Source organism: Stappia sp. MMSF_3263 (genome assembly GCF_030733745.1).
Taxonomy (GTDB): domain Bacteria; phylum Pseudomonadota; class Alphaproteobacteria; order Rhizobiales; family Stappiaceae; genus Stappia.
The window spans coordinates 87,919-101,978 of sequence record NZ_JASHIK010000013.1 but is presented as its reverse complement, the minus strand read 5'-3'; the positions used below and the strand labels follow the sequence as shown (position 1 = coordinate 101,978).

The 14,060-nt window shown below is 65.0% G+C and carries 16 protein-coding genes; 9 read left to right on the top strand and 7 right to left on the bottom strand.

Annotated elements, in window-relative coordinates; genetic code table 11:
- Genes RBB46_RS15130 through RBB46_RS15115 form a run of 4 tightly spaced genes read right to left on the bottom strand, consistent with a single transcriptional unit; the run spans position 1 to position 2,996 of the window.
- A complete protein-coding gene (locus tag RBB46_RS15130) occupies positions 1 to 771 on the bottom strand; it encodes a MotE family protein (protein ID WP_306029850.1) in 771 nt (256 codons plus the stop codon).
- Positions 768 to 1,259 (bottom strand): DUF6468 domain-containing protein, encoded by a 492-nt coding sequence (locus RBB46_RS15125; protein WP_306029849.1) that lies wholly within the window; start codon positions 1,257 to 1,259, stop codon positions 768 to 770. The genes RBB46_RS15130 and RBB46_RS15125 overlap by 4 nt, the downstream gene beginning before the upstream one ends.
- Positions 1,256 to 2,479 carry a flagellar motor switch protein FliM gene (fliM, locus tag RBB46_RS15120; protein ID WP_306029848.1) on the bottom strand — a complete coding sequence of 408 codons (1,224 nt, stop codon included), beginning with the start codon at positions 2,477 to 2,479 and terminating at the stop codon, positions 1,256 to 1,258. Before fliM ends, RBB46_RS15125 begins: the two co-directional genes overlap by 4 nt.
- A 13-nt stretch (positions 2,480 to 2,492) precedes the next feature.
- Positions 2,493 to 2,996 (bottom strand): flagellar basal body-associated FliL family protein, encoded by a 504-nt coding sequence (locus tag RBB46_RS15115; protein WP_306029847.1) that lies wholly within the window; start codon positions 2,994 to 2,996, stop codon positions 2,493 to 2,495.
- A 284-nt stretch (positions 2,997 to 3,280) separates the two neighbouring features.
- On the opposite strand from RBB46_RS15115, the gene flgF reads away from it, so the two are divergent.
- Genes flgF through flgH form a run of 4 tightly spaced genes read left to right on the top strand, consistent with a single transcriptional unit; the run spans position 3,281 to position 6,570 of the window.
- Entirely contained in the window at positions 3,281 to 4,018 is a 738-nt protein-coding gene (gene flgF / locus RBB46_RS15110; protein ID WP_306029846.1) for a flagellar basal-body rod protein FlgF, read from the top strand.
- 25 nt (positions 4,019 to 4,043) lie between these two features.
- The gene (flgG, locus tag RBB46_RS15105; RefSeq protein ID WP_306029845.1) at positions 4,044 to 4,826 is read left to right on the top strand and encodes a flagellar basal-body rod protein FlgG; all 783 of its coding nucleotides are present in this window, start codon (positions 4,044 to 4,046) and stop codon (positions 4,824 to 4,826) included.
- 29 nt (positions 4,827 to 4,855) lie between these two features.
- Positions 4,856 to 5,818, top strand: a complete 963-nt coding sequence (flgA, locus tag RBB46_RS15100; protein ID WP_306029844.1) for a flagellar basal body P-ring formation chaperone FlgA — start codon at positions 4,856 to 4,858, stop codon at positions 5,816 to 5,818.
- A complete protein-coding gene (gene flgH, locus RBB46_RS15095; RefSeq protein ID WP_306029843.1) occupies positions 5,818 to 6,570 on the top strand; it encodes a flagellar basal body L-ring protein FlgH in 753 nt (250 codons plus the stop codon). Before flgA ends, flgH begins: the two co-directional genes overlap by 1 nt.
- A gap of 174 nt (positions 6,571 to 6,744) precedes the next feature.
- Here the strand turns inward: flgH and RBB46_RS15090 are convergent, their stop codons facing one another.
- The 3 genes from RBB46_RS15090 to RBB46_RS15080 form a co-directional block, all read right to left on the bottom strand.
- The gene (locus RBB46_RS15090; protein WP_306029842.1) at positions 6,745 to 7,911 is read right to left on the bottom strand and encodes an HD-GYP domain-containing protein; all 1,167 of its coding nucleotides are present in this window, start codon (positions 7,909 to 7,911) and stop codon (positions 6,745 to 6,747) included.
- 230 nt (positions 7,912 to 8,141) lie between these two features.
- Positions 8,142 to 8,558 carry an RNA polymerase-binding protein DksA gene (dksA, locus tag RBB46_RS15085; RefSeq protein ID WP_186388519.1) on the bottom strand — a complete coding sequence of 139 codons (417 nt, stop codon included), beginning with the start codon at positions 8,556 to 8,558 and terminating at the stop codon, positions 8,142 to 8,144.
- A gap of 173 nt (positions 8,559 to 8,731) precedes the next feature.
- A complete protein-coding gene (locus RBB46_RS15080; RefSeq protein WP_306029841.1) occupies positions 8,732 to 9,151 on the bottom strand; it encodes a flagellar assembly protein FliX in 420 nt (139 codons plus the stop codon).
- Between the two features lie 335 nt (positions 9,152 to 9,486).
- Between RBB46_RS15080 and RBB46_RS15075 the strand changes: the two genes are divergently transcribed.
- From RBB46_RS15075 to RBB46_RS15055, 5 genes are all read left to right on the top strand, one after another.
- Positions 9,487 to 10,572 carry a flagellar basal body P-ring protein FlgI gene (locus tag RBB46_RS15075; RefSeq protein ID WP_306029905.1) on the top strand — a complete coding sequence of 362 codons (1,086 nt, stop codon included), beginning with the start codon at positions 9,487 to 9,489 and terminating at the stop codon, positions 10,570 to 10,572.
- Positions 10,572 to 10,904 (top strand): rod-binding protein, encoded by a 333-nt coding sequence (locus tag RBB46_RS15070; RefSeq protein ID WP_306029840.1) that lies wholly within the window; start codon positions 10,572 to 10,574, stop codon positions 10,902 to 10,904. The genes RBB46_RS15075 and RBB46_RS15070 overlap by 1 nt, the downstream gene beginning before the upstream one ends.
- On the top strand, positions 10,901 to 11,398 hold the full coding sequence (locus RBB46_RS15065; RefSeq protein WP_306029839.1) for a flagellar protein FlgN: 498 nt from the start codon (positions 10,901 to 10,903) through the stop codon (positions 11,396 to 11,398). The genes RBB46_RS15070 and RBB46_RS15065 overlap by 4 nt, the downstream gene beginning before the upstream one ends.
- Before the next feature lie 364 nt (positions 11,399 to 11,762).
- On the top strand, positions 11,763 to 12,128 hold the full coding sequence (locus tag RBB46_RS15060) for a flagellar protein FlaG (RefSeq protein WP_306029838.1): 366 nt from the start codon (positions 11,763 to 11,765) through the stop codon (positions 12,126 to 12,128).
- A 106-nt stretch (positions 12,129 to 12,234) separates the two neighbouring features.
- Positions 12,235 to 14,055 carry a tetratricopeptide repeat protein gene (locus RBB46_RS15055; RefSeq protein ID WP_306029837.1) on the top strand — a complete coding sequence of 607 codons (1,821 nt, stop codon included), beginning with the start codon at positions 12,235 to 12,237 and terminating at the stop codon, positions 14,053 to 14,055.
- Positions 14,056 to 14,060 lie beyond the last annotated feature (5 nt).

The following is a 14,060-nucleotide window of genomic DNA, read 5'->3' as shown; positions in this document are numbered from 1 at the left end:
TCAGTTACCCATGATCTTCGGCAACTCGGGCGGGCCGGCATCGGCCTGTATCGCGGCCGGCTTGCGGCCGGTCACGAGCGCCACGGTCAACCGCTCGCTCGCCTCGGGCGACATGCGGGCCATGATGTCGGCCATCTTGCGGGGCTTCATCGCTTTCGCCACCCGGATCATGATGTCGAGATCCAGCCGGTCGAAGATTCGCGCCGCGTCCTTCGCCTTCATGGACTCGTACATGATCACGAGATCCTTCAGCTCGGCCTCCTCGCGCTGCACCTGCGCATCGCGCAGCGACTTGATGCTGGCCTCGAGCGCTGCCATCTCGTCGACCTTCTTCTGCAGTCGTTCCTCCGTCGACTTCAGCAACTGCTGACGAAGGTCGAACTGCTTTTCGCGATTGTCGAGTTCGCGGCGCCGGTCGCTCAGCGACTCAAGCACCTTGCGTTCGGCAATGGAGCTCCCGAGTTCCAGTCCGCCCGGCAAGGGCGGCGGTTCCGTCGCGCCCCCGATACCGGCCGGCAGCGGAGATTCGCCCGGCGCATCCCCGGTCGCGACATCCTCGCTCCCCTGTCCGGATGCGGCCGCCTCGGCGTCGGGCGCGGGCGCAGCGTCGCCCTCCTGCCCCTTTGTGCCGTCCGCCTGCTGCGCCATCGCCACGCCCATGCCGACGCTGGTGACATGGCTGCCGCCATCCAGCGCGAAGCCGAGCAGCTTCAGCGCGAACAACGCGCTGGCTGCCAGCACAAGGGCGGGGATCAGGCGCAGGTTTGTCACGCGGCCTGCTCCGCTGCACGGCGACGGAAATGCTCCAGGCGCGCGGTGGCTTCCATTGCGGCGGAACGGATATCGCTCGCCCGCATCGTCGCCGGACGGGCCGGTTCGGCCATCTCGGGCTGAACCCGGGCGACAGGCGCCTCCGGCGCCGGACGTGACGAGGCAGCCTCGGCGATCTGCGTGATCCGCTCAAGCACGGTATTGCCCGTCCCGATCTGGGCGGCGAGTTCCTGCGACAGACGCTCGGCATCGACAAGACGCTGGCCCAGCGTGCGGTCGGCCTCGCCGGCCGTCGCCTTGAGCCCGAGAATGGCGCGCTCGGCAATTTCCGAGGCGGTGATGAGCTCCGAGATCGTCGCCCGCAGGGCTTCCTCGTCGGCGCGCAGGCGCTTCAGGCGCTTGTTGAGAACGACGCAATAGGCAATCGTCACCAGCAACAGCACGGCAACCAGGCTCTCGATCATCAGTCCAACGGGGAGCGTGCTCATGTCGGGTCCATTTCCTTCTGCATGGCGCGTTCGAACGCGGCCAGGGTCATCTTGGGCTTCTGCAAGACGCGCTCGACGCGGATCGCGATCGCGTCCTCGTCCTTGCCCATCGTTCCTTGCGTCAGCGGAATGCCGCCGCACTTGATCGAAACCGGATCGTTCGGGGATATGTCGAACAGCAGCGTTTCTCCGACCTGAAGGTCCAGAACCCGGCCGAGAGGCATGTGCGTCTCGTAGAGAACCGCGTCGACATCGACTTCCGCGGCATAGATCTCGGTCGCCAGATGCCCTTCCCAGATCGGATCGCGGCCGAACTTCTCGCCCATGAACATCTGCAGGAGCAGATCGCGGATCGGCTCGAGCGTTGCATAGGGCATCATGATTTCGATCTTGCCGCCGCGGTCTTCCATGTCGATGCGAAGCTCGACGAGGATGGCTGCGTTGGCAGGGCGCGAAATCGCGGCGAAACGCGGATTGGTTTCCAGCCGCTCCAGATTGTAGTGCACCGGCGAGAGCGGCGAGAACGCCTGCTCCATGTCGTGCATGATGATCTCGATCATCCGCCGCACGAGGTTGCTCTCGATGGTCGTGTAGGGTCGGCCCTCCACGCGCACGGCCGACATGCCCCGCCCGCCGCCGAGCAGCACGTCGATGATCGAGTAGATGAGGCTCGATTCCACCGTGCAAAGACCGAAGCCGTCCCACTCCTCGGCCTTGAAGACACCAAGGATCGCGGGCAGCGGAATCGAGTTGAGATAGTCGCCGAACCGCACCGAGGAGATACTGTCGAGCGACACCTCGACATTGTCGGAGGTGAAATTGCGAAGCGAGGTCGTCGTCAGGCGCACGAGACGATCGAAGACGATCTCGAGCATCGGCAGACGCTCGTAGGAGACCATCGCCGAATTGATCAGCGCCCGGATACCGCTCTGGTCGGCGGCGATCGTATCCTCGATATTGAAACCCAGGAGGTTGTCGATTTCCTCCTGGTTGAGGATGCGGTCGGCGCCGCGCGTGGCGTTCTCGAGTTCCGGCTCGCTATCGTCGATCATCGCCGCCCATTGGGCGGCCATGTCGTCGCCACCGGCGACGCCCTGCTCCTCAAGCGCGGCACCCCAGGCGGCAGCCAGGTCCTCGTCTTCGTCCTCGCCGTCGAGCTGCTCCGCCAGAGCCTCGCCCCACGCCTCGTCGATGTTGCCAAGTTCGTCGTCGTCGGCCATTGGATTTGCGACCCTACTGGACCAGAATTTCCTTGAAGAGCACGCCCTCGATCCGCGCCGGGTAGACTGCGGTGTTGATGCGTCGCAGCAACTCTTCCTTGAGTCGGAACAATCCGGAAGACCCTTCGAGGTCCGCCGGCCTGAGTTCGCGCAGATAAACCTGGAATGCGTCCAGGATGCGCGGCAGGAACGGCTCGATTTGTTGCACGGCCGCCTTGTCGGCGACTTCCAGCGCGATGCGGACCTTGAGGTAGGTCGCCCGACCGTCCGTCGACAGGTTCACCGTCATCTCGGGAAGGTCGTAGAACACCACCGGCTTCTGGGCCGGAGCCGGCTCGCCCTCAACCTGCTGGGACGGCGCCGAAGCATCGAAGACCCCCAGGAAATAGGCGCCGGCACCGCCGCCAACCAGCAGAAGCGCCAGACCGGCAACTCCGAAAATCACCAGCTTCTTCTTCGACCTGCCGGTCGCCTCTTCCGGGGCGCCGGCGTCGACTGCATCCGCATCCGCCGTCATCGTGGCTCACTCTCGCTGCGCTACCCTCCCGCGCGTATGATTAATTTCTAAAGCCACAATGGTTAACGACTGGTTACCGGATCGTTAACGACTTGCATTACGCGGCAATTTTTGCCGGTCGGTAAGGAATGGGGCGGCAAAGCTGCCGGGCTGCCTCCCCGGGCACTCCAAATATCTCAATTAAATCAATGAACCGCGACTTGGCACGAAGCCTGCTTCAGGGTTAACGGGCATCCGATCTGGGGAGAACGGGTGCTCGCTGGGGAGCATAGGAACGACACGTCATGGAGAATTCCCTGCTGATCGGGCTGTCGCGTCAGACGGCCCTTCGCAACCAGTTGAGCGTGGTGGCCAACAATCTGGCCAACATGAACACCACGGGTTTCAAGGCCCAGCGGTTGCTGTTCGAGGAGTACCTGATGCCCGTCGCCGAGGCTTCCAGCTTCGTTGATGGCGACCAGGACTTCTCGTATGTGGTCGACTACGGCGCGTCCTCGAACTTCGAGGCCGGTTCGATCTCGCTGACCGAAAACGCTTTCGACGTCGCCGTCGAGGGCGAAGGCTTCTTCGTGATCGACACGCCGGAAGGTGAGCGCTTCACCCGCAACGGTGCATTCCACCTGGACTCGACAGGTCAGATGGTGACCGCGGATGGTCGGCCGGTACTCGGCGAAGGCGGCCCGCTCGTCTTCACCGCCGAGGATACCGACGTGACCATCGCCGAGGACGGCACGGTCTCCACGGCGCTTGGCGTCAAGGGGCGCCTGCGCATGGTCGAATTCGAAAATCCCCAGATGCTCACCCGGATCGGCGACAACCTGTTCGCCGGCGAGAATCCGCAACCGGCCGAACGCATTCGCGTGCTGCAGGGCGCGGTCGAGAAATCCAACGTCTCCGGCGTCATCGAAGTGACCCGGATGATCGAGATCACCCGCCACTACACGGCCGTCTCGAAGATGATCAACGAAGGCGATGAATTGCTGCGCAAGGCAATCGAGCGTCTCGGATCGGTCACGGCCTGAGCGAAGCGGAAAAGGGATATTCGTCATGAAGGCACTTCACATCGCCGCCACCGGCATGCGCGCCCAGGAACTCAACGTCGAGGTCATCTCGAACAACGTCGCCAACATGCGCACCACTGGCTACAAGCGCCAGCGCGCGGATTTTCAGGACCTGCTCTACCAGAACCTGCGCCGCATGGGCACCAACTCCTCGGCCAACGGAACCGTCGTCCCGACCGGCGTGCAGATCGGTTCAGGTGTCAAGACCGCCTCGACCGCCCGCATCATGAGCCAGGGCAACCTGACCCAGACCGGCAAGGAACTGGACGTTGCGGTTCGCGGCGAAGGGTTCTTCCAGATCCAGATGCCGGACGGCGGCACGGCCTACACCCGCGACGGCTCCTTCGAGCGCGACCCCAACGGCCAGCTGGTGACCATCGACGGCTATGCGATCCTCCCGGGCATCGTCATTCCGGAAGATGCCCGCGACATCACCATCTCCACCGATGGTCAGGTCCAGGTGCTCGACGCCAACAACGCGGTACAGCAGCTCGGCCAGATCCAGACCGCCCGCTTCATCAACAAGTCCGGCCTTGAAGCCATCGGCGACAACCTGTTCCTGCCGACGGAATCGAGCGGCGCCGCCATTGTCGGCACGCCCGGCGAGGCCGGCTTCGGCGACCTGATGCAGAAGCATCTGGAAATGGCGAATGTCGAGGCCGTCGGAGAGATCTCCGACCTGATCGCCGCCCAGCGCGCCTACGAGATGAACTCGCGCATCATCAAGGCTGCCGACGAGATGTCGGCCACCACCTCGAACCTGCGCTGACGCGCCGGCTGAACGGAAGGATGCAGGCCATGCTTCGCAACTCACTCCTCGCCGCCGCCCTCCTTGCGCTGTCGGCAGCGCCGCTTGCCGCGGCCACGCTGCGTTCCGAGGTTGCGGTCACCGGCGCCGTCGTGACGATCGGCGACTTCTACCCGGAGGCCGGCCGGCACGCGGCAACGCCGCTGTTCCGGGCCCCGGACCTTGGAACCCGCGGTGCGGTTTCCGCCCATGTCATCGCCGAACGCGCCCAGGCGGCAGGCTTTGCCGAGGCCGGCACCGACGGACTGCGTCAGGTTATGGTCGAGCGTCTTGCCCTCACCATCGGCGAAGCCGAGGTCGAGGCCGCGGTTCGCGACGCGCTGCTGCTCCGCGAGACCGGCCTCGATGCCGACGCGCTGCAGGTCTCGCTGTCCGGGTTTCGCGGTCCCATCATCGCCGATGCCGGCCAGGGCAATCCGGTTTCCGTCGAGACCCTCGACTGGGATCGCGCCTCCGGCCGTGTCTCGGCCACCCTGCGCGTTCGCGCCGCCAGCCGCACCCAGTCGGTCAAGCTGACCGGGCTCGCCCAGGAGATGATCGAGGTCTACACCGCCATTCGCCCGATCGAGCGCGGCACCATCGTCGCCGAAGCCGACCTCGCTCCCGTGCGCATGCCGCGCAATCGCCTGACCCTTCGTCAGGTCGCGGATCTCGGCAACATCGTCGGCCTTGCCGCGCGCCGCTCCATCCAGGCCGGACGACCGCTGCGCGCCATCGACTTCGAGCAGCCGGTGCTGGTCAAGCGGGGCGCCAAGGTGACGCTCGTCTACCAGACCGCCGGCATGACGCTGACCACGATCGGTCAGGCCATGTCGAACGGCGCGAAGGGCGACGTCATCGACATCCTCAACCTGCAATCCCGCCGTACGGTCACCGGCATCGTGCGTGCCCATGACCAGATCGTGGTCGGCACCACCCGGACCCGCATCGCCCAGCTCCAGGAGACGAACTGATGGCTCCGCTCACGTCCCTCGTCCGGCCCGCGCTCGCCGTGTCACTCGCTCTCGCCACTGCTGCCTGCGGCAGCGCCGACCGCCTGTCCCAGGTGGGCAAGGCTCCGGCCCTATCGGCGATCCAGGACCCGACGACGACCGCCGGCTACCGCCCGGTGCAGATGCCGATGCCGACCCCTCAGTCGGTCCACTACAATTCCAACTCGCTGTGGCGGTCGGGCGCGCGCGCCTTCTTCAAGGACCAGCGCGCGGCCCGTGTCGGCGACATCCTGACCGTGATGGTGACGATCTCCGACAAGGCCGAGTTCGACAACGAGACCGAGCGGAACCGCAGCGGCTCGGAATCGAGCGGTACCGGCGGTGCCGTCGGCGCGGCAATCAACACCCTGTTCCTGCCGGGAGGCACCAGCTCCGACAACCTCGCCTCCGCGAACGGCGCGTCCACCTTCAAGGGCAGCGGCAAGGTCGATCGCGAGGAGAAACTGCAGACCAAGGTCGCGGCCGTCGTCACCCAGATCCTGCCGAACGGCAACATGGTGATCGAGGGGCGTCAGGAAGTCCGGGTCAATTTCGAGGTCCGCGAACTGATCGTCGCCGGTGTCGTTCGCCCCGAGGACATCGCCGCCAACAACACGATCGAGAGCGAGAAGATCGCTGAGGCCCGTATCGGCTACGGCGGACGCGGCCAGATCACCGACGTGCAGCAACCGCGCTACGGCGCCCAGGTACTCGACATCGTGCTGCCCTTCTGAGCCTTCCCGTTCCGCCGCCACGCTCCCCAAAAGAGGTGGCGGAACGGACACATCTCCCCAAGCCGTTCCACGCTCCCCAGGCACCAGGACGGTTGACGGGCACGGGATCCCCCCGCTCCCCAGCGGCCCCGTGCCCGTCGCATTTCTTCTCGCGGCAGGAGGATCAGGAGGTCTTTAGGCCGCGGTTTCCTGAGACGCATCGAAAGGATGTATTCCGGCTTGCAGACAGGCGGGACGTCCACCGCTGCCTGGCAGCACCGACGCCTGCTTCTTTGCAAAGACGGGATCGAGAACCATGGACCGGAAGGCGGCGAACAGACGATTGTCCAGCTTGCCCTTGAGGCCTGCCATGATCGTGATCGACTGGCGCGGTGTCATCGCCTCCTTGTAGGGGCGTTCTTCGGTCAGCGCGCTGTAGATGTCGGCGATGGTGATCATCCGGGTCAGCGGGCCAAGACCGTCCGCCCCCACGCCCCGTGGGTAGCCGCTGCCGTCGAGATATTCGTGGTGGTCGCGCACCGCGGCGATGACCTCCTTCGCCGTGCGCCCTCCCCGCACCAGCGCGGACGCGCCGCGCATGCTGTGCGTGTTGATCGCCCGCCGCTCCATCTCGGTAAGCTCTCCTGTCTTCTCCAGGACCGAAATCGGAATGAAGAGCTTGCCGACATCGTGCAGGAGAGCGGCTTCCGCGAGCATCGCGACATCGCTTTCATGCAAGGACAGATACTGGCCGAAGGAACTGGCGTGACCGGCAACGGTCAGCATGTGCCGGCAGGTGCCGCTGTGATGCAGCTGAACCGCGTCCAGCCATTCGGCGAGCCCTTCCCGCCGGGTGGCTTCACCGATCGCCCGCGCGGTGGCGACGAGAACTTCCGGCGGCAGCGGCTTGTCCGCCCGCATCGCCGCACCGAGTTCCTGGTAGAGCGCATCGCCGGTTTCGATCGCGTTGGCCACCAGGCGCGAGCGTCGCTGCAGCCCTGCCTCCAGCCCCCTGTTGAGGATCTTCTGGACAGCGGCCCGAATGTCCCGCGACGAACGGAAGCTCGGCAGGATCAGCCCGATCTTGAGCGCCTCGGCCTGGACAAGGCCGGCCCGGTCGCTGCTCGATGCGACGTAGATCGTGTCGGTTCGGCGCCGGTCTTCTCCGATTACCTCGCCCAAACGCGCCACGTCATCCGCCTGTCGCAGCTTGCTGTAGACAACGACGACACGGGCAGAGGCGACCGCCTCCGCCGTGACGGTTGCCACCGAGGCGGGGACCACGGTGAAAGCCATCGCAAGCGCTCCGGCAAACGCTGGAGGATCGCTGCCCCAATCCGTGATGATGATGATGTCGCTCATGCCGGCCAACCCGTTCGCACAGCCCGTGAAGGCCGATTTCCTCTACGTCACAAAATAGCCGGCAGCCGATTTGAGAACCGTTAATCCGATCGGACAGAAAACTTTAACAAGACCTTTCCAGCCGCCAGCTCAGGGGCCTGAAAACAAAAAAGGCCCGGACTCGTCCGGGCCAAAGTGGGAAATCCTGTCATCAATGCCCGGACGTTTGATCGCCGGGAACGACATCGTGTTCAGTCGTCGCGATAGACCTTCTCGCGGCGCTCGTGCGCTTCCTGGGCCTCGAGCGACAGCGTCGCGATCGGACGCGCCTCGAGGCGCTTGATCGAGATCGGCTCGCCGGTCTCCACGCAATAGCCGTACGAGCCATCGGCGATCCGCTCAAGCGCCGCGTCGATCTTGGCGATCAGCTTGCGCTGGCGGTCCCGGGCACGCAACTCGATCGAGCGATCTGTCTCCGATGACGCGCGATCGGCGATGTCGGGGTGATTCTGACTTTCCTCCTGAAGATTGGCGAGCGTTTCGCGGCTCTCCTTGAGAAGCTCTTCCTTCCACCGCAAAAGCTTGTTCCGGAAATACTCGCGCTGACGCTCGTTCATGAAAGTCTCGTCCTCGCTCGGACGATACTCGGCATCCAGCTCAACCGTCATATCCTACTCCGGCTCCCGTTAGGCCGCGCGGAATATAGCGGGAGAGCGGCCAATCGACAATGTCGACCACGCCAAAAATAATGCCAATTTTACGTGATGAATCTCAGTCACTTAACGCGGTTGCGAAGGAACTCGGCAAGAGTGTGGCCCGCAATCCGGGCATTTCGGCGGGCTTAATCCCCGAAGTGTCCGAGCTTTGCCAGTTCCACCCTTGCGCGCAATTCGATCTCGTCGATCACCTGCTCCAGCTGCGCGTCGCCTGTGGCTTGCCGCCGTTCCAGCATCTGCGTCAGTCTGCCGAGCCGTTCCGGCGAAACGCGCCCAGCGAGCAGGTCCGTCTTTACGTTTTCCAGCGTGTCGAGAAGATCGTGGCCACGGGCCACCGCCTTGCGGCGGCCGGTCAACGGATCGTCAACCTCCTGAAGGGCAAGCAGCGCCTGGATGCCGCCGATGCCGCTGCCGGCCGAGGCTCCGCCGGAAGCGTTTGCCGACCCGCCCGAGCCAAGCTCGAACGTGCCGCCGCTGCCATCGCTGCGCTTCTTCTGATTGCGTCCCGCAACCCCGTTGAGGGGGGCGTAGCCTGAGATTCTCATTGTCGGAAAACCGGTCCTGCTCGAGGCCATTTACACACTACACAATTTTCCGAGTTGGTAAACGAACCGTTAACAACCCGGCATTTCTTGCCGGGCCAACGGTCCCGGAACGGTGTACCCACCCCGGAGAAGTCCGGCAGAATTTCAGAAACTCCATATCTTTCAAACGCATGTGAAAACATGAACGGCTGGCGGCAAGTTGGCACGCGCCTCGCATATATCGACGCGGGATCGCGAGATCCTGACCGCAACCCGATGCATCGAGTCCTGCCAGCATGACCCTGACCGGCTTTTTCCTCTCCGCAACGCCCGCAAGCAGGCTCGTCCGCCTCGTGATGATCCTCGCCCTGCTGCTGGTCATGGCGCAGGCTGCCAGCGCGGCATCACGCATCAAGGACATTGCCGACTTCGAGGGCATCCGCGACAACCAGCTGATCGGCTACGGCCTTGTCGTCGGCCTGCGCGGCACGGGCGACAGCCTGCGCAACGCGCCCTTCACCCGGCAGAGCCTCGAGGCCATGCTTGAGCGCCTCGGCGTCAACACCCGCGGATTCAACCTGAACACCCAGAACGTCGCTGCAGTGATGGTCACCGCCAACCTGCCGGCCTTCTCGACCCAGGGCACCCGCATCGACGTCTCCGTCAGCGCGCTCGGCGATTCCGAAAGCCTGCAGGGCGGCACCCTGCTGGTCACCCCCCTGCTCGGTGCCGATGGCGAAGTCTATGCCATTGCGCAGGGTCCGCTGGCGATCGGCGGCTTCGCCGCGCAGGGCGATGCCGCCTCGGTCGTGCGCGGTGTGCCCACCTCCGCCCGCATCGCCAACGGAGCGCTGGTTGAACGCGAGATCGACTTCAAGCTCGCCTCGATGACCAGCCTGCGCCTGGCACTGCGCAACCCGGACCTGACCACCGCGCGGCGCATGGCGCTTGCCGTCAACGAGCTGATCGGCCTGCCGACGGCAGAGCCGCTCGACCCGGCGACCGTGCGGATCGACCTGCCGCGCCAGTTCAATGGCAACATTGTCGACCTTTTGACCGACATCGAGCAGCTGATCGTCGAGCCCGACCTGCCGGCGCGCATCGTCATCGACGAGAACTCCGGCATCATCGTCATGGGCCAGAACGTCAAGGTTTCCACCGTCGCCATCGCGCAGGGAAACCTGACGGTCACCGTCGCCGAGACACCCGAGATCGTGCAGCCGCTGCCTTTCGCCAACGGACAGACAGCCGTCGAGCCGCGCACCGACCTTCTCGTCGACGACGAAAGCGACAACAAGCTGGCGCTGGTGCAGCAGTCCGTCACCCTGCAGCAACTGGTCGACGGGCTGAACGCGCTCGGCATCGGTCCGCGCGACATGATCTCCATTCTCCAGGCCATCAAGGCATCCGGCGCCTTGCAGGCCGAAATCGAGGTGATGTGATGACCGGCCTCGCCATCGACACCGTTCTGGGCTCGGCCCAGGGGCGCTACACCGCCGGCCCCGGTTCAGCTCTGACGGCCGCCGGCGCCGCGGCGGGCGTCTCGCGCCAGAACGCCGAGGAATTCGAAGCCATCTTCCTCAACACCATGTTCCAGCAGATGTTCGCCGGCCTGGAAGACGGCGGAACCTGGGGCGGCGGCGAGGGCTCGGATGCCTGGAGCGGCATGCTTGTGGAGCAATACGCCGACACTATCGCCAAGGCTGGCGGCATCGGCATTGCCGACGCCGTCCAGCGCCAGTTGCTTTCCCTTCAGGAGACGCAGGGACAATGAACCTCGAAACCAAACAGCTCGCAGAGCTTGCACCCGAGTTCTTTTCCGGCACGATCGTCGACCGGGAGGCCGCCGAGGCAACCTGCGCCCGGCTGGAATCCGCCATGGGCGACCTGCTGTCGGTGATCGAGCAGGAGACCGAGCTGGTCCGGCGCGGCAAACTCGACGCGGCCGGCGAACTGCAGCCCGACAAGGCCAAGCTGGTCAGCCTCTACATGCGGGGCATGACCTTCGTGCGCGACCAGACCGTCGCGCTCGGCAATCTGGCGCCCCAGGCCGTCGACCGGCTGAAACGCCGCCATGCCGAGTTCCAGCCGGTCCTGCGCATCAATCTGGCCGTTCTGGCCACCGCGCGCGAGGTCGCCGACAACCTGCTGCGCAAGGTCGCCGAAGGCGCCGGAACCAGCCGGGCGCCCACGACATACGGCCCCGGCGGCACGGCTCCGCGCAAGGCCTCGCTCGCGGACGGCATCGCCGTCAACCGGGCACTCTGACCCCCTCCCGGGGCGCCGCTCGCAACGACTTCGGTTTATTTGCCCGACCCGCAGACCAGGTTCCGCAGATCTTGCCAGGCAGGATCCGGTTCCCCGGTCTTGCGGGTCTTTTCGTGGGCTCCCGGGAACGAATCAGGATCACATCGCATCAGTCGAAAATCCTAACGAATTCATTAACGCCGGATTTACAGATTTATGTCAGTATCTGCAGTGTGAACTGCATGTCTAGCGTCGTTCATGCCTGAACAAACTTCTATCAAGAAGAGCCGATACAAGGTTAACGGATGAAAGGCGGAAGATTTAACCAAGGCGCTTGATCCCGGATGCGTGGCCTTCAGGGGTCTTTCCGGTGGAGGGGTATGAGATGGAAGCAACTGCAATCAGGACACCGGCCTATGCGTCGCCGCCGGCGACGGTCAGGCCCTCCGAACCGACCGACCCGGCTCCGGTTCCCACCGACGTGCCGCCCGAAAAGGCCGTCCAGCCGGCCACCGAGAGCGCGGCCACTCGCCGTCCGGCCGACAACGGTTTCAACAGCGCCGAAGCCAACATCAAGCGCGAGGAATATCGCGACAAGGTGACGGATTCACTGGTGTTTCGCGCTGTCGACATCAACACCGGAGAGGTCGTCCGGCAGATCCCCGAGGAATCGCTGTTGCGCCTGCGCCGTGCGTTCGCGGAAACGACCCACAAGGACATGACCGGCCTCGGTTTCAGCCGCAGCCTGTAACCCAGCGGGACCGGCCGATGGCCGGTCTCCAGAGCGTCCGGCACTCCAGCCCACCATTTCGAATCGGCTATAGTCGCGATCCGTTCCACACCGACACGGATGGCGCATGCCCGCTCCCGATCCTGCAAATCTCGAAAAGCTGCGCAAGGCACTGCACCTGCAGCGCGACGGCAAGATTGCCCGCGCCCGCGCCATCTACGAGAAAATCCTGAAGAGCGAGCCCGACAATGCCGAGGCCGCAAATCTGCTCGGCATGTGCTTCCTCGAACAGGATTTCCCCAAGCGGGCCCTGCCCTTGTTCGAACGCGCCGTGCGGCTCGTGCCCGGCGAGGAGCGCTACCGCATCAACCTGATCGACTGCCAGGCCCGGTTCGGCGACGACATGGATCCGCTCGCCATCACGGAAGCCGGGCTGGCCGGGATGACAACGCCCTCTCCTGCCCTTCTGCATCGCCGCGCCGTCCTGTTGCGCCAGGCCGGCCGCTTTTCCGAGGCGCTTGCCGCCTATGACGCGGCCGTGCGCGCCAATCCCGAGGACGCCACGCTTCTCGTCGAGTTCGGGCAGACGCTCATCCTTGCCGGCAAACATGAGGAGGCACTGCGTGTCCTCGACTTCGTGCTTGCCGCCGACCCCGGTCATCGCCTGGCGCTTCTCAGCCGCGCCGACGCGCTGAACCAGATGTATCGCAGCCAGGAGGCACGCGACCTGCTCCTTGCCGGCTCGGCCGCCTTCGAGGTCGACCGCGACGCCGAATATCACCTGAGCCTTGCCAATTCCCATTGGGGCAGCGGCGAGCACAGCCTGGCCCTGGCCGGTGCGGACCGTGCCCTGGCACTCGACCTTGCCGGCCCGGACAGCCATCTGGTGCGCGGCAAGGCGCTCTACCATCTGGGCCGCTTCGCAGAGGCGATCGAGGCGCTGGAAAAGGTGCTGGCGCTCGATCCCGAACGCCACGAGGCGGCGATGACACTCGGCTTCGCCTGTCTTGCCAATGGCGATCTTGCCCGTGGCTGGGCATTGGCCGAGCGCCGCATGGAAGCTGGCACGAAGGGGTTGATCACCCGCAAGTTCTCCCGCCCCAAATGGCAGGGCGAACCGCTTGACGGCAAGACGCTGATGATCTGGGACGACCAGGGCATTGGCGACGTGCTGCGCTCCGCCTCCATGTTCCGTGAACTGGCCGAGCGGGCCGGGCAACTGATCGTCGAGTGTCACCCCAAGCTCATTCCGCTGCTGGCGCGCAACTTTCCGCAGATTGAGGTTCGCCCGCGCCAGCACGAAGCGGCCGTCACGCTCTTCGCGGCGGAAGCGTTCGACTATCAGTGCTCCTTCGGCACGCTGCCGATGCATCTGCGGCCCGACATCGCCTCATTCCCACGGCAACGGGCCTTCCTCTCGCCCGACCCGGTCCGCGTCGCGGAACTCCGCATGCGGCCGCCGCTCGGCAGCGACCGGCCGAAGGTCGGCCTGTCATGGACCAGCGGCAACCGCACGGGGTTGCGCGCCGGCTCTTACCTGACGCTTGCCGACCTGTTGCCGCTGCTGGCCATCGACGAGGTCGATTTCGTCCTGCTCGACTACACGGACCGCAGTGCCGAGATCGCCGAACTGCGGGAAACGGCGAACTTCACCCTGCACAGCTGGGACGATCTCGACCTGTTCGATGATCTCGAAACCGTCGCGGCACTTGCGTCATGCATGGATCTGGTGATTTCGGCCAACACGTCCGTCGCCGACATGGCAGGCGCGCTCGGCGTGCCGACCTGGCGGTTCGGACCGGTGACCGGCACGATCCTGCTTGGCGAGGAGAACCCGCCATGGTCGCCGGCAACACGGTATCTGCGCCTCGAACCGGAAAAACCGGCCCGGGAGATCGTCCCGCGCCTCGCGGGCGATCTGCGTCAATGGCTCGACACAGGGCGCTGACGGGT

Coding starts and splice junctions, on each gene's coding strand:
- RBB46_RS15125 (WP_306029849.1), bottom strand. CDS start 1,259: ATGAGCACGCTCCCCGTTGGACTGATGATCGAGAGCCTGGTTGCCGTG.
- fliM (WP_306029848.1), bottom strand. CDS start 2,479: ATGGCCGACGACGACGAACTTGGCAACATCGACGAGGCGTGGGGCGAG.
- RBB46_RS15115 (WP_306029847.1), bottom strand. CDS start 2,996: ATGACGGCGGATGCGGATGCAGTCGACGCCGGCGCCCCGGAAGAGGCG.
- flgF (WP_306029846.1), top strand. CDS start 3,281: ATGGAGAATTCCCTGCTGATCGGGCTGTCGCGTCAGACGGCCCTTCGC.
- flgG (WP_306029845.1), top strand. CDS start 4,044: ATGAAGGCACTTCACATCGCCGCCACCGGCATGCGCGCCCAGGAACTC.
- flgA (WP_306029844.1), top strand. CDS start 4,856: ATGCTTCGCAACTCACTCCTCGCCGCCGCCCTCCTTGCGCTGTCGGCA.
- flgH (WP_306029843.1), top strand. CDS start 5,818: ATGGCTCCGCTCACGTCCCTCGTCCGGCCCGCGCTCGCCGTGTCACTC.
- RBB46_RS15090 (WP_306029842.1), bottom strand. CDS start 7,911: ATGAGCGACATCATCATCATCACGGATTGGGGCAGCGATCCTCCAGCG.
- dksA (WP_186388519.1), bottom strand. CDS start 8,558: ATGACGGTTGAGCTGGATGCCGAGTATCGTCCGAGCGAGGACGAGACT.
- RBB46_RS15080 (WP_306029841.1), bottom strand. CDS start 9,151: ATGAGAATCTCAGGCTACGCCCCCCTCAACGGGGTTGCGGGACGCAAT.
- RBB46_RS15075 (WP_306029905.1), top strand. CDS start 9,487: ATGATCCTCGCCCTGCTGCTGGTCATGGCGCAGGCTGCCAGCGCGGCA.
- RBB46_RS15070 (WP_306029840.1), top strand. CDS start 10,572: ATGACCGGCCTCGCCATCGACACCGTTCTGGGCTCGGCCCAGGGGCGC.
- RBB46_RS15065 (WP_306029839.1), top strand. CDS start 10,901: ATGAACCTCGAAACCAAACAGCTCGCAGAGCTTGCACCCGAGTTCTTT.
- RBB46_RS15060 (WP_306029838.1), top strand. CDS start 11,763: ATGGAAGCAACTGCAATCAGGACACCGGCCTATGCGTCGCCGCCGGCG.
- RBB46_RS15055 (WP_306029837.1), top strand. CDS start 12,235: ATGCCCGCTCCCGATCCTGCAAATCTCGAAAAGCTGCGCAAGGCACTG.